This is a genomic window from Meridianimaribacter flavus, assembly GCF_004366715.1.
GTDB classification, from domain to species: domain Bacteria; phylum Bacteroidota; class Bacteroidia; order Flavobacteriales; family Flavobacteriaceae; genus Gaetbulibacter_B; species Gaetbulibacter_B jejuensis.
On record NZ_SOQZ01000003.1, the window covers coordinates 442,039 to 456,729 of the forward strand.

Genomic DNA, 14,691 nt, shown 5'->3' on the forward strand with positions numbered 1-14,691 from the left:
TATAAAAAGAAAACCAGCGCATCTGCTGGTTTTAATGTTTCTTTAACGTGTGGTTTGGGTGATTTTGAAGTATTATTTGTTCTGTTTGAAATTTTGTCCAGTCTTAAATCCGCAATAACCTATAAAACTTAATAATAGTATTTGGAAGCCAAAAAGTATGTTTGAAATTAAGAGTAAACCATTTTCTTTAGGTTTTACTTCTGGTTCAATTTCTTGGTCGCTTAAAGGAGGGTACACTGTCCAACTTGATGATTGTTGGTTTAATAGCTCTAGTATAGAAATTAGTTCCATTAGAATTAAAACTAAAAGTATAGTAGAGATTATCAAGATTAGATTTGCAACTAAATTATTGAATTTCCTACGTAGTACTCTTGCTAAATATACTCCAAAGAATATTATGGAGCTGCAAAACAAAATGAATTGAGTGTTTTCAATTACTAAGTAAGTATCGTGAAAGTTTAAATTTAGAGTAGAATTATTTGTCAACCCTTCAAACCCAAAAATGAGTAGGTTTATAATAAGGGCAAATAGTATTGTTCCTATCAACCAAAAAACCTCTTTTTTATTTAGTTTGAACTGTTTCAAGTTTATAACGCATCTGATCCATCATCAAGAAAATCGTCAATGGCATCTTTTTTAACCAGTGTTACAGGTTTTTGCAAGATAAGGTTGTTTGGGTAAGTCACTAAATCGCCATTATCTAACCTTAAATGTAACTGAAACGCAGCAATGTCTTCAATAATCGCTTCCAGAGGAAAATCTTTATCATGGATTTGTATTTTATCACCAACCTTATAAGGGAAGTTAAAAAACATAATAATACCTGAAGTAATATTGCTTAAAATAGACCATATTGCAAATAAACCAATACCAATTACAGCAAACACCGAAGAAAATACTAAAGCCATATCTTTAAACTCTGCACCAAAAATAAAGGCCTCAATAAGTACTGCAATCATCAATAAAGTTGCAGTTACGTAACGGTTAATGAGATGAATTCGAGCATCGTTAATACCACTTTTCTTTCCTATTTTTCGTACTGCTACTGCAGAAATAAATCGTATAAATAATAGTATAGCGATTAAAATAGCAGATTGAATTAATTCGTTTTTATAAGTTTCTAAAAGCATTGGAATAGGGTTTCTTTAAACAAAGATAAAATAGAAAACTAATAAGACCATTAGTTTTCAACTAAACTATTTAGTGTTTTATAAAGTAGGTGAGTAGGTAACCCAACCACATTAAAATAAGAGCCTTCTATTTTAGTAATACCAACTTGTCCTATCCATTCCTGTATGCCATAAGCTCCAGCTTTGTCAAAGGGTTTGCAAGTATTAATATAGTAGTTAATTTCGTCGTTGGTTAAACTTTTAAAAGTCACTTTGGTAATTGCATTTACCGTTTTTTGAAGTGTAGGAGTCGTAAAGCAGATAGAAGTGATGACTTCGTGTGTTGCATTGCTCATAGATTGAATCATATTAAACGCTTCAGCTTCACTATTAGGTTTTCCTAAAGCTGTGTTGTTATGCCAAACTATGGTGTCGCTGGTTATTAAAATGTCGTTATCCTTAAGTTCTTCTTTAAAAGGTAAAGCCTTAAGTTGTGATAGGTAATCACTGATTTCAAAATGCTGTAAACGCTTTGGATATTCTTCTTTAACAGGTTTTAAACGTACTTCAAAATCCAAACCCAATTCTTTGAAAAATTGTTGTCTTCTAGGTGAGCCAGAAGCTAAAATGATGTTATGGTTTTTGAGTAAGTCGTTAAGCATTAATTTATTAAAATGAATTTATATAGTAATAATGATAGCATACCGAAAAGCATTACTAATTTAAGAACATTACTAATAGCGTGATAGTCTTTTTTTGTTTCTGCAGTAAATATTTTTATGCTCACATAAATTAGTGGAGCAATTATGAACAGTAAAAAGTAACCAACCACAAGTTGTTGCTTAAATAAGTAAGTGACTACATAATATACTGTTGTAGCAATAGGAACAAAGGATAAAGCAAACACAATTTTTTTGGCACGTTCACGACCAAGTGCTATTGGTAATGTGTTCATTCCTGCTTTATGGTCGCCATCAATATCTTCGATGTCTTTAACCATTTCACGAAGTAGGTTTATAATAAATGCAAACAATGCATAATCCCAAAGGATTTTAAAAAATGTGACTTGAGTTGCTTGATTTTCTGGAGTAATAGCAGGCAAAAGCTCAAAAAGACCAACAATAATAATACTTAAAGCAACCAATATAGAAACCAATAGGTTGCCAACTAAAATAAGTTGTTTAAAATAACTAGCATAAAGGTATAGTAGTCCTGAAATACCAACAAAAAGTACAAAAAATCCGCTTCTTCCTACTAAATGAGATAAATAAAACCCAACACCTACACCAATAACGTTAAATGCGATAAAGAGGTTGTAGGCTGTTTTTTCAGATACTGTTTTACCAACAATTACCTTATCTGGTTTGTTGATTGCGTCAGTTTCTTTATCGTAAATATCGTTGATGATATTTCCACCAGCAGCTAAACAAAGCGTTGCAATAACTAATAAAGAAAACCCAAATCCATTAAGAGTTATCGCTACTCCAAAAGGCTCAAAAAGTGCATATTTTATTAAAAGCTGCACAATGGCAATCATTAAAAGGTTTTTATAGCGGATGAGGTTGAGTATATTCAATGTATGTTTTTGTTAGTTGTTAGATTTTTTATTGATGCTGCATACTGCCAACTGAAAAATTAGTCGTATTTAGCACTAAAATCGGTATTCCATTTTCCTTGTACTTTAAGGACTTGTTCTATAACGTCTCTTACTGCACCTTTACCACCATTTTTATGAGATACATATTTTGAAATTCCTTTTATTTCAGGAACTGCATCTTGTGGGCAACAAGGTAAACCTACTAATTTCATAACAGGATAATCAGGAATGTCGTCACCCATGTATAGTACATTTTCGGTTTTAATAGAGTTATTGTTAAGGAACTCGTTAAGTTGTTCAATTTTATTGTGAGCTCCAAGATAAACATCTTTAACACCCAAACCTTCTAAACGAACACGAACGCCTTCGTTGGAACCTCCTGAAATGATGCAAATATTAAAACCAGCATCAATGGCAGTTTTCATGGCAAAACCATCTTTGGTATGCATGGTTCTTAGCATTTCACCAGAAGTTGTTAAGGTTATGGTGCCGTCAGTTAATACACCATCTACATCAAAAATAAATGTGGTAATATGTTCTAGGTATTCTTTATAGCTTTTGTCTTCCATGTGTTTTTTGTATTGAAGCTGTTAAGAGTTTATAAATAGCTTTATGATGCTCGTTATCCAGTAATTTTAAATGTTTTTTTATGGTTTTTTTATCATTGCGTTTTGCAGGACCAGTTTGAGCCATGTAAGGCGAAATATCTTGCACTTTTTTAGCAGTTTCAGTAATTAAAGGTTTTAAAATTTCAAATTCTACACCTTCAGATTCGGTGATTTCATGAGCAACTCTATACAGCTGATTGGTAAAATTATTTACAAATACAGCTGCTAGATGTAATGCTTTACGTTGGTCGCCATTAACTTTATAGGTTTTACAACCTATAGCTTCACCAAGTGTTTTTAAAGTTTGATAATCGGCTTTGTTAATAGTTTCTATGCATAAAGGAATTGTTGAAAAATCAACATCAGCATCTTTTGTGAAAGTTTGTAACGGATAAAACACACCTCTTTTAAGCTTTTTGTCTAGGTCATGAACACCTATACTTCCAGAGGTATGCACAACCAATCTATCTTCAAAAGGCAATTGAGAAGATAAATGTGAAATTGCATCGTCTTTTACAGCAATGAGGTAAACATCAGCAGGTTTTAACGCTTTAATGTCGTCGGTAATTTCAACTTCATTTTGATAGGTTTCAATTGCATTTAAACGTCTGTTGTACCATTGTGTTACCGAAACGGTTTCAGCTGTTTTAAATGTTTTGTAAAAATGTGAAGCAACATTGCCTGCACCAATAATTATAACAGAAATCATGTTGTAAAAATAGGTAAGTATTACATCAAATAAAAGTGTTATAAGTTATCTTTGTAATAATGGAAAAAAAAGATATAAATACCAGAGAAGATGTTTACTTACTTGTATCATCATTTTACACAAAGGTGAGAAAAGATGATCTTTTAGGACCAATTTTTAATACTGCAATAAAAGATTGGGACGAACACTTAGATAGATTGACTACGTTTTGGGAAACAAGTTTATTTATGACTCGAAAGCTAGAGCAGAAATACATTGGTAACCCAATGGAAGCTCATGTAAAGGTTGATAGAGACAATAACCATAGTATTACTGAACTTCATTTTGGAGTTTGGTTGAATTTGTGGTATCAAACTATCGATGAATTATTTGTAGGTGAGTATGCAGATGTTGCCAAAAGAAGAGCGCGAAAAATGGGAACATTTTTACATCTTAAAATTTTTGAAGAACGACAAAAACATAAAAAAGATTAGTATGTTTTAACATATGTAAATAAACTAAAAGCCTTAAATTTGCACGACTTATTAAAAGAGTCCTTATATCATGCAAAATATACTCTCCAAAATCCTTTTTTCTACTAGACTTACTGCTGTTTTATTTATTGTTTTTGCTGTAGCAATGGCTACTGGTACTTTTTTAGATGCTAGCCAAGATACATCACCAACGCCATATACCAGAAACCTGATTTATAATGCGTGGTGGTTTGAAGCCATTATGGTAATTTTTGTTATCAATTTTATAGGTAACATTTTTAGGTATAAGTTACTACAAAAGAAAAAATGGGCAACCTTTATTCTGCATGCAGCATTCATTTTAATTTTAATAGGAGCATTTGTTACTCGATATATTAGTTATGAAGGCATGATGGCTATTCGAGAAGGCGATACCGAAAATGTGTTTTTATCTCAAAAAACGTATATCACAACATACATTGATGGAGATTTAGTAATTAATGGACAAAACCAACGTAGGGTTTTAGAAAGCGAAGTAGACTTTTCTCCAAGAATGAACAATACTTTTTATGCTTCAACTACTTATGATGAAATGCCAGTAAGCATTGAGCTTGAAAAATTTATTGCTGGTGCTGAAAAAGATATTGTACCTGACGAGAATGGAGAAGAATATCTTAAAATAGTAGAATCTGGTGGTGGGCAACCACACAATCACTTTTTAAAGGTAGGGCAAGTACAAAGTATTCATAATGTGTTATTTTCTTTAAACAAGCCTCAAGAAGGAGCTGTAAATATTACTTATAAAGATGGTTCGTTAACTGTTGAGTCTCCTTTTGAAGGTGAATATTTAACAATGGCTACAGGGCAAACAGGAACTTTGGTGAAAGATTCTATTCAGCCACTTATGTTACGTTCAAGATACATTATTGGTAATATGCAAATGGTATTTCCTAAACCTGTTGTAAAAGGAGTTTTTGATTTGGTTAAAAAACCTGAAATCTTAAAAAGTGATGAAGACGGTTTAGTGCTAAAAGTAACTGCAAATGGTGAGACTGAGCGAGTAAGAGTGCTAGGAGGTAAAGGTAGTGATAATGCTTTTGAACAAATAAAAGTTGGCGGATTAGATGTTGCTGTAAAATACGGCTCTAAGCGTATTGAACTACCGTTTAGTATTAAGCTTAACGATTTTATTGCTGAACGTTATCCAGGAACTGAAAACAACTATTCTTCATACGCTAGTGAAGTAACTGTTATTGATGAAGCTAAGGAAAATTTTAATTATAGGATTTACATGAACCACATCCTTAATTATGGTGGTTATCGTTTTTTTCAATCGAGTTTTGATCCAGATGAAAAAGGAACCATCCTTTCAGTAAACCATGATTTTTGGGGAACTTGGATAACTTATATTGGTTACTTTTTACTGTATTTAGGTTTGTTAGGTATTATTGTAAGCAAGTATTCTCGTTTTGGAGATTTACGTCGTATGCTTAATAAAGTAAAAGAGAAAAAAGCAAAAGTACTAACGGTTCTTTTACTATGCATTGGAATGTTAGGTTATGGACAAGAACATTCTGAAAACGATGGTCATAATCATTCAAAACCTACAAAAGCGCAAATTGATTCTATTCTTCATGCTAACGTAGCTCCAAAAGAGCATGCCGATTTGTTTGGGCACATGGTTGTACAGGACTATAGTGGACGTATGAAACCTATGAATACCTATGCGTCTGAGATGCTTCGTAAATTAAGTAAACACGATACTTACGAAGATTTGGATGCCAACCAAGTAATGTTGTCAATTCAAGAAAGTCCGTTGCTTTGGTACAACGTTCCTGTAATTTATTTAAAACCAAGAAAGGCAGATACTATCAGAAGTGTAATAGGTGTTTCAAAGGAAGAAGATTATGCGGCATTAGCCGATTTTTTTACAGAAACAGGAGCTTTTAAACTGCAACCTTATCTTGATAGAATTACTAATGTAAATGATTTAAACGCTTACCAAAAGGAGTTTAAAGAAGCCGAACAACGTGTGTACTTATTATACAATGCAATTGAAGGACGCTCGTTAAAGATTTTTCCTGTACCAGATGACGAAAACAATAAATGGATTTCTCCAATAGAGTTTAGAGAAGAAGGCTATAGAGAAACTATAAAAGATTCGTTGTATGCTAATTTTATTAACAATGGACTTAATGCTTATTTGGTGAATGTTTACAACGCTAAAACCTCTGGAGACTATACTATTGCAGAACAAGTACTGGATGGTATTAAGAAAACTCAGCAGAAGTTTGGTAGTGAAGTCATGCTTTCAGATGATAAGATACATACCGAAATTCAATATAATAAATACGATATTTTTAAAAAGTTGTTTAGTTGGTATATGTATGCTTCAACGGTATTATTTGTGCTATTGATCGTTCAGATTTTTAAAGACAAAAACAAGACAATTGATTATATCGTAAAAGGTCTTATAGGAGTAATTATATTACTGTTTTTGCTTCACACAGCAGGACTTATTGCACGTTGGTACATTTCTGGTCATGCACCTTGGAGTGATGCTTATGAATCTATGATTTATGTAGCTTGGGCTACCATGTTGTTTGGTTTAATTTTCGGTAGAAAGAGTAATTTAACCATTGCTGCCACAGCTTTTGTAACAGCTATGTTGTTAATGATTGCACACTGGCAATGGATGGATCCTTCAATCGCTAACCTTCAACCTGTACTAAATAGTTATTGGTTAATGATACACGTTGCTATTATTGTAGCAAGTTATGGACCTTTTACTTTAGGTATGGTGTTAGGAGTTGTAAGTTTATTGTTAATGGTATTTACAACCAAAGAGAATAAGCTTAAAATGGACCTTAATATTAAAGAACTAACCATCATTAATGAAATGGCATTAACAGTTGGTTTAGTAATGCTTACTATAGGAAATTTTTTAGGAGGTATGTGGGCGAACGAAAGTTGGGGTAGATATTGGGGTTGGGACCCAAAGGAAACTTGGGCTTTAATTAGTATTATGATTTATGCTTTTGTAATTCACATGCGTTTGGTTCCAGGTCTTAGAAGTAGATACATTTATAACTTGTCTTCTGTGATTGCAATAGCAAGTATTATATTCACTTATTTTGGGGTAAATTTCTATTTATCAGGATTACACTCGTATCAATCGGGTCAACAAATAGCTAGTTTTAAAATTATTGCAATTGCTGTTGGTGTTGTTGCTGTTTTAGGTGTTTTAGCATATAGAAAATGGGTGAAGTTTTATAAGAAATAATACCTTTTAATTTTTTTGTGATTTAAAAAAACGATAGATGTTATTAGTACTGTTAAAACCCAGAACCTTTTCGTACTTGTTCTTATCGTTGGTAAAAGTGAGTGACATATTAATTTTAGGTCCAATACGAGTGTATGGTTCTATTGTAAAATAATATACCTCATGTAGATATGTATTTGTATTTGTATTGTAATCAGATAAAATTTCAATATGATTTTTGTCTTTTAAACGATAAATAAATTTATCGTCACCATTAATTTTAAATAGGTCGTTATCTGGGTGTCCACTCATAGTGCCATTTTCAAGGATTTCAAACATTAAATGCTCTTCTTTCTTTACAGTTCCTTTTCTTATATCAGATGTATATATTGTTTTTTTCCAAGTTCCTAAAAGGCTTTTGTTGGTTTTTTCGTTAGCTAAAATATGATTCTTAATAATTTCATATTCTTTTTCTTTTAGTTCAGGATTTTTCAAGTTGTTATGATAATTATTCTTTATTTCTCTTAGTTGATTACGTATTTCTTTGAGTACCTTTAAAAAATTATCCTTATCTGAAATTTGTGATTCAACATAATTTTTCATGTTTATATTAAAACCTGATTCTACAGGCAAACTATCTTTTAGTTGTTCAATTTGAGCTATTAAAGCTGCTTTTTCATTTGGGTTGTATAGTTCAGTAGTAGTAGTGTTTTTAAAAATCGTTGTTGTCTTTTCAGTTTTTATCATTCCGAGTCCTTTTGCATAATAGATTTTGGCATCCAATATTTTTTGATTACCATTTATACCACCTTCAGACCACGTTTCTTGCGATACTACATAAACGTGCTCAAAAGTTCTACCTTGCACTTCTACGGTTATGTCTTTCTCAAGTATACTATTTTTATTGGTTACTATTTGTCCATGCATAGCGCTTTTTTCAGTCCATACTTCACCAATGGAGTTGTTAGGTTTTATAACGGTTGGCAAGTAGAATTGACCTGTTGGTACCATGCTGACTTCATAAATAGGTGTTGCATAGATATCTATTATTTTAGTGATATCTTGCTCATAACCAATTAACTCTTTGTTGAAGACATATATTTCATTGCCCATAATTAAGCTATTGTTAGCACAACTTACATAAAGTACTTGGTTTACTTCAGGAACCATTCCGTTTACATATTTGCTATAGGCTTTATATGTTTTACCGTTTATGGTTTTGTTGCCTTGAAACTCATAAGTTACTTCATTGTTTGTGATGCCAAAAGCACTAGGTTCAGTATAGGTGTAAGTTACCGTTTCTTGATCTGGAAAGAAATCACAACCAGAAATGGTTTGAGATAAAGTAAAATAAGGAATTATTAGACTAAGTAGGGTAAGTGAGGCTTTTAATACATTAGTTCTCATAATATTAATTATAAGTAGTTGTTGCCCAGTATAATAAATGTAAGTCTAAGTTACTTAAAAAAAATGATATTGTATGGTTTTTGTTTTAGGTTTATTTTGTTGAATTTATGATGGTAACTAAAAAGGTAATTATTTAAGAGGTTGTTTTAGCGTGTTTTATGCTGCTGTTATCAATGTCATCACATACTTATAAGCTATACCAAACGCAATAGCTAAACCAAAACTAAGAAGTGTACCTATAAGAATATATTCGGTAAGTTTTCGGTCTTTAGCTTTTGAAAGATCTCCAAACCTGAAAACAGATTTGGCAGCAATTAAAAACCCAATGCCTTCCCAATAATTCATTACTATAAAGGCAAAAACAAACAAGCGCTCGAGCATGCCTATGTATGCTCCTGCATTTTCTAAAGACTCACCTTTAAGGTCTTCTTCTAGTTGCCATTTAGAAATTAGTGTTTTCATAATTACCGATGAAACCACAGTAACACCTAACAAACCTGTAACAAACAATAAAAATTGACTAGTGAAAAAGCTGTCTGTGTTTATGCTGTAAGGTTCATAAATGTTTACAACCAATGCAATTACTATAAGGTGTGCCAATTGATCTAACCCAAACAGTAAACGTGTATTCAGTTTGTTTTTTAGGTTGAGTTTTATCACATCTATACCATAATGGCTTATTAGTATTATTAATAGTCCTAGCCAATATTTAAAATTGAATTGAAGTACAATAACCAACGCAATTAAGTGTACTAGGATATGCCAATACAAGTATTTGGATTTGTGTTTATAGTCTTCTTTATGCTTTACCCATTTTTCTGGTTGTAACAAAAAGTCTCCAACAATATGAGCAAGTACTAGTTTTATAAATAAAGATATCATAGTGTTTTAACTTGGGTTTTATAATAGGTTAGCATTTTTGAAATTTCATCAAATCCACCACGTTTAAGTCCTTCGCTAATATTACTTTGCGACTTACCTAGCAATTTAGCAATCTGCTTTTGGTTCAGTTCTGGATTGTTGAGTGATGCTTTAATAATTTTAGAAGACGTAGGGCTCCAACTATTCATGGTTAATTGAGCAAGCTCTAACATAAGGTTTAAGGTAGTATCAAAATCTTCATGTTCAGATTTTAACGCAAGCGTACTGTTTTTCATGCTTTCAAAACATTCACCTGAATTAATAAATGCACTACCATTAGATTCTGTTATTTTATCCGAAGTATATGTTTTTTCGCCTAAACCAATAGCAATTCTAACATCAATAGCTTTAAAAGTTTTTATAGTGGCTTTTATTAAAGTTGCAGCTTCAAGTGCTTGTCCAGGAGCAACTTCTAGTTGAAAACTATCACCTCTGTATATTTCCCAAGCTACTGGCTGTTTTCCGTAAGTGCTCAAAGTGTCTTTAAGTGCAGTTAACCATTCATTTGGTGCGCTCTCTCTAGAATTTATAATATCACCTGTTAAAATACTTGTCATTTTTTTCAATGTCTATAATCAAATCTATGATTTTTTAATCAGAAAAACAAAATTATCTGCTAAATATAGGATAATTTAAAATATCTGCTAATAATCAGATAAAATAAATTATCTGTTTTTGAAAAGATATAGATAAAAGTAAAATCATATCTAATTATCTTAGCGGTCAGTATTTAAAATTTAAGATAAATGAAAATTATAAAAGAGTTTAAAGAGTTTGCTGTAAAAGGAAATATGATGGATATGGCAATAGGAATCATTATAGGAGCATCGTTTAACAAAGTTATAGATGTTTTGGTGAAGAAAGTATTTATGCCACCATTATCATTGCTTTCTGGCGGAATTAATTTTCAGAATAAAAGCATCATTTTAAAAGAAGCAGTTAAGGATACTTCAGGAACTATAATAACCGATGAGGTTGCTATTGGCTATGGTGCTTTTGGTGAAGCCTTTTTAGATTTTCTTATTATAGGTTTTACGGTGTTTGTGGTAGTTAAGTTCTTAAACCGATTAAGAAACAAATCGCATGACACTAATGATAAAACAGTTGCAACTCCTAAGGATATTGAACTGTTAACAAACTTGACTGCTTTAATGGAAGAACAAAACAAGCTGTTAAAATCTAGGTTAAAAGACTAGGTGTTAATTCTTGAAACTAGAAAAAACTTTACCTTTATAGAAAAAAAGAGAGTTAACTTAAACGGTCAACATTAATTACTAAAAATTTGAACTTTTGAAAAAAATAGCATTACTAATTTTTGCGGTTATAGTTTGTAGCTGTAAAGAAAAAAAAGAAACAACAAACGAAGTAGCATCAACTAGTTTAGAAACATCAGAAACTAAAATGGAAAAAGAAAACATCTATCAATTTACAGTAAAAGATCTTTATGGAGACGATTTTGATTTTTCAACTTTAAAAGGAAAAAAAGTTATGGTTGTTAATACAGCAAGTGAGTGTGGTTTAACGCCACAATACGAGCAGCTACAAGAGTTGTATGAAACATTTAAAGATAAAAACTTTACAATTGTAGGGTTTCCTGCAAACAATTTTGGAGGACAAGAACCAGGAACCAACACTGAAATTGCATCGTTTTGTAAACAAAATTATGGTGTAACATTTCCTATGATGGGTAAGATTTCAGTAAAAGGAGATGACATGCACGAAGTGTATACGTTTTTAACTGAAAAGTCTAAAAATGGGTTGGAAGATTCTGAAGTTGCTTGGAACTTTCAAAAATATCTTATCGACGAAAACGGACATTTAGCAAAGGTTATTTCCCCTAGAACATTACCAACAGACGAGTCTGTAATTAGCTGGATTGAGTCAAAATAGGGTTGTAGTTTCAAAAATTTTGTGCATATTTGCTGTATTATGATTGCATAAATTTAAAAACAGGATAACGCTGAAGTTCTTTTTCGGCTTTTAATTTGTCTAAACTTAAATGGCTTAGACTAGTTTTTACATTTAAAAGTATTAAAAATGCAATCAAACAAAATTACCCTTAAACAATTCCTTAAATATTTTAAAATAGCTGTAACAGGTAAAGAACAAGAATTTACCTCAGGCAGTATTAGAAGAGCAGTTTTCATGTTATCAATTCCAATGATTCTTGAAATGCTCATGGAGTCTATTTTTGCTTTGGTAGATATTATGTATGTCTCTAAAGTAAGTGTCAATGCAGTAGCTACTATTGGTTTAACTGAATCGGTTATTACCTTAGTGTATGCAGTAGCTATAGGATTAAGTATGGCAGCCACAGCAGTTGTAGCAAGACGTGTTGGTGAAAAAGATATAAAAGGCGCTTCGCAAGCTGCGGTTCAAGTCATTATTCTTGGTATAGCAGTATCAATACTTATTAGTGGTATTGGAATTCTGTATCCTAAAGAAATATTACAACTTATGGGAGCAGAACCAGATCTCATTGCTGAAGGTTATGGTTATACTCAAGTTTTGTTAGGAGGTAACATAACCATTATGTTATTGTTTCTTATTAATGCCATTTTTAGAGGAGCAGGAAACGCCTCTGTAGCCATGTGGACATTAATTCTCTCTAATGGATTAAACATTATCCTAGACCCTATGTTTATTTTTGGTTTTGGGCCAATTCCTGCTTTTGGAGTAGAAGGAGCAGCAATAGCAACCACAATAGGAAGAGGGACAGCAGTATTATTTCAACTAGTAATCTTATTTTATGGTTATAGCAAAATTAAGATTGGTATTAAGGATTTAGTCGTACGAATAGGTGTCATGTTCAACCTTATAAAAGTCTCTCTTGGTGGAATTGGTCAATTCTTAATAGGTACATCTAGTTGGGTGTTTTTAATGCGAATTATGAGCGAATTTGGTAGCGAAGTTTTAGCAGGCTATACCATTGCTATTCGTGTAATGATGTTTACACTAATGCCTGCTTGGGGAATGAGTAATGCTGCTGCTACATTGGTAGGTCAAAACCTTGGAGCTCAAAAACCTGATAGAGCAGAACAATCCGTTTGGAAAACAGGACGCTATACAGCTTATTTCATGGGCTTAGTGTCCCTTATTTATTTAGTATTTGCTACTCATATCATTGAATTATTCAATACGCAGCCTGATGTTGTAAAATATGGTAGTCTATGTTTACGTGTTTTGGCAGCTGGTTATATATTTTACGCATATGGTATGGTGGTTATTCAATCATTTAATGGAGCAGGAGATACCAAAACACCAACTTATATCAATTTTGTTTGTTTTTGGTTATTTCAATTACCATTTGCTTACCTCACAGCAATTACTTTAGATTTTGGACCAATAGGCGTCTTTGCATCCATTACAGCTGCCGAAGTTTTAATAGCAGTTATAGGAATTATCTGGTTTAAAAAAGGCAAGTGGAAGTTAGTTAAAGTATAGCTGTGAAGCTAATTTTAATTATTGATAATTGCTTGAAAACCAACGTTGGAAGTTGTTTTTTGCGTTTTATCGATTAAATTCTTAAAAATCAAGGAGTAAAGATATTTTTACTGTCTACCATTAAATTTAATTTGGTAGTATTTAAACTATTAGCATCATTTCTTCCCTCTGATAGTGCTGCTTGTTATTTTTTCTAATTAACAACAGATTTATGAGAAAAAGATACTTAAAATTAGCTTTACTTTTCTTCTTTACCTTCATATGTCAAAACGTGAAGTCCCAGTCAGGTATTTATGAAAGTTATGTTATCATAGATAGTGGATCAGGTAATAATTATTATGATTTAAACCCGCACACCCAAACTGCAAATTTTGATTTCAATGGAACAAATTTAGGAACTTTTCAAAGTGCAGATTCGTTTGTTTTAAGTGGAGGACAAAACAATATTTATAAATGTGGTACAGATGATGTTACATCTGGGTATTTGAATTATAGAATATATCCAACAGGTAGTCCTTCAGGTGCTTTTGTTTCTATAGATTTAAGTTCAAATGTACAGAACTTTTTTGGAGCTGCTTGCTCAGGGTCTGGAGATAATCAATATTGGACTACAAACAATGCTAATATTAATATTTTAGCAGGTTTAACATCTGGTATTGATTACACAATTGAAGTTTATACAACAGCAGATTTTACCGTTGGCGGTGTGCCAAATCCATTTCCGCATACTATTAATGATGGAGGAGCCAATTTTAGCGCTAGCTTTAGAGTAGATGATCCTCCAATCGCTGTCTGTACAAATTATGTTGCTCAACTTGATAGCTCTGGTAATGTTTCTATTTCAGCAGCTAATGTAGATGGAGGCAGTACCGATGATTTTGGGATAGCATCGATGAGTGTGTCACCAAACACATTTGACTGTTCCAATGTAGGAGCAAACACAGTAACGTTAACAGTAACAGACAATAACGGAAACGTATCAACCTGTAGTGCAACAGTAACAGTAGAGGACAACACAGCACCAACAGCAGTTTGTCAGAATGCAACAGTTGTATTAGATGCCTCAGGAAACGGAAGCATCACGACTTCAGATATTGACAATGGATCAAACGATGCCTGCGGAATAGCAAGTATGTCATTAGACCAAACGAGTTTTGACTGTTCCAATGTAGGAGCCAACAC

Annotated in this window: 14 protein-coding genes and 1 pseudogene; 6 read left to right on the top strand and 9 right to left on the bottom strand. The window is 32.3% G+C overall.

The window, feature by feature from the left end:
- Nucleotides 1–72 precede the first annotated feature (72 nt).
- The 6 genes from A8975_RS08965 to A8975_RS08990 are packed head-to-tail and all read right to left on the bottom strand — an operon-like array spanning nucleotide 73 to nucleotide 4,023.
- A complete protein-coding gene (locus A8975_RS08965) occupies nucleotides 73–585 on the bottom strand; it encodes a hypothetical protein (RefSeq protein WP_134199926.1) in 513 nt (170 codons plus the stop codon).
- A gap of 2 nt (nucleotides 586–587) precedes the next feature.
- Nucleotides 588–1,130, bottom strand: coding sequence for a mechanosensitive ion channel domain-containing protein (locus A8975_RS08970; protein ID WP_131509063.1), 543 nt, complete (start codon nucleotides 1,128–1,130; stop codon nucleotides 588–590).
- A gap of 50 nt (nucleotides 1,131–1,180) precedes the next feature.
- Nucleotides 1,181–1,771, bottom strand: a complete 591-nt coding sequence (locus A8975_RS08975; protein ID WP_134199928.1) for a Maf-like protein — start codon at nucleotides 1,769–1,771, stop codon at nucleotides 1,181–1,183.
- On the bottom strand, nucleotides 1,771–2,685 hold the full coding sequence (locus A8975_RS08980) for a geranylgeranylglycerol-phosphate geranylgeranyltransferase (protein WP_134199930.1): 915 nt from the start codon (nucleotides 2,683–2,685) through the stop codon (nucleotides 1,771–1,773). The genes A8975_RS08975 and A8975_RS08980 overlap by 1 nt, the downstream gene beginning before the upstream one ends.
- A 59-nt stretch (nucleotides 2,686–2,744) precedes the next feature.
- A complete protein-coding gene (locus A8975_RS08985; protein ID WP_129761648.1) occupies nucleotides 2,745–3,275 on the bottom strand; it encodes a KdsC family phosphatase in 531 nt (176 codons plus the stop codon).
- The gene (locus A8975_RS08990; RefSeq protein ID WP_129761647.1) at nucleotides 3,256–4,023 is read right to left on the bottom strand and encodes a Rossmann-like and DUF2520 domain-containing protein; all 768 of its coding nucleotides are present in this window, start codon (nucleotides 4,021–4,023) and stop codon (nucleotides 3,256–3,258) included. Before A8975_RS08990 ends, A8975_RS08985 begins: the two co-directional genes overlap by 20 nt.
- 59 nt (nucleotides 4,024–4,082) lie before the next feature.
- Between A8975_RS08990 and A8975_RS08995 the strand changes: the two genes are divergently transcribed.
- Together A8975_RS08995 and ccsA are read left to right on the top strand one after the other, a co-directional pair.
- Nucleotides 4,083–4,496 carry a group III truncated hemoglobin gene (locus A8975_RS08995; RefSeq protein WP_131509059.1) on the top strand — a complete coding sequence of 138 codons (414 nt, stop codon included), beginning with the start codon at nucleotides 4,083–4,085 and terminating at the stop codon, nucleotides 4,494–4,496.
- Between the two features lie 70 nt (nucleotides 4,497–4,566).
- Nucleotides 4,567–7,758, top strand: a complete 3,192-nt coding sequence (ccsA, locus tag A8975_RS09000; RefSeq protein WP_134199932.1) for a cytochrome c biogenesis protein CcsA — start codon at nucleotides 4,567–4,569, stop codon at nucleotides 7,756–7,758.
- A 6-nt stretch (nucleotides 7,759–7,764) separates the two neighbouring features.
- On the opposite strand, the gene A8975_RS09005 is transcribed toward ccsA, so the two are convergent.
- The 3 genes from A8975_RS09005 to A8975_RS09015 form a co-directional block, all read right to left on the bottom strand.
- Entirely contained in the window at nucleotides 7,765–9,144 is a 1,380-nt protein-coding gene (locus tag A8975_RS09005; RefSeq protein ID WP_134199936.1) for a hypothetical protein, read from the bottom strand.
- Nucleotides 9,145–9,300: 156 nt separating this feature from the next.
- Nucleotides 9,301–10,026: a DUF3307 domain-containing protein gene (locus A8975_RS09010; protein ID WP_131509056.1), complete on the bottom strand. Its 726-nt coding sequence runs from the start codon at nucleotides 10,024–10,026 to the stop codon at nucleotides 9,301–9,303.
- Nucleotides 10,023–10,622: a SatD family protein gene (locus tag A8975_RS09015; RefSeq protein ID WP_131509055.1), complete on the bottom strand. Its 600-nt coding sequence runs from the start codon at nucleotides 10,620–10,622 to the stop codon at nucleotides 10,023–10,025. Before A8975_RS09015 ends, A8975_RS09010 begins: the two co-directional genes overlap by 4 nt.
- Nucleotides 10,623–10,811: 189 nt before the next feature.
- On the opposite strand from A8975_RS09015, the gene mscL reads away from it, so the two are divergent.
- The 4 genes and pseudogenes from mscL to A8975_RS09035 all read left to right on the top strand — a co-directional run.
- Nucleotides 10,812–11,261, top strand: a complete 450-nt coding sequence (gene mscL, locus A8975_RS09020; protein WP_129761642.1) for a large conductance mechanosensitive channel protein MscL — start codon at nucleotides 10,812–10,814, stop codon at nucleotides 11,259–11,261.
- Between the two features lie 94 nt (nucleotides 11,262–11,355).
- Nucleotides 11,356–11,955, top strand: a complete 600-nt coding sequence (locus A8975_RS09025) for a glutathione peroxidase (protein WP_410504195.1) — start codon at nucleotides 11,356–11,358, stop codon at nucleotides 11,953–11,955.
- 147 nt (nucleotides 11,956–12,102) lie between these two features.
- Nucleotides 12,103–13,509, top strand: a complete 1,407-nt coding sequence (locus A8975_RS09030) for an MATE family efflux transporter (protein ID WP_134199939.1) — start codon at nucleotides 12,103–12,105, stop codon at nucleotides 13,507–13,509.
- A 271-nt stretch (nucleotides 13,510–13,780) separates the two neighbouring features.
- Nucleotides 13,781–14,691: pseudogene (locus tag A8975_RS09035) on the top strand (HYR domain-containing protein); the annotation flags it as partial.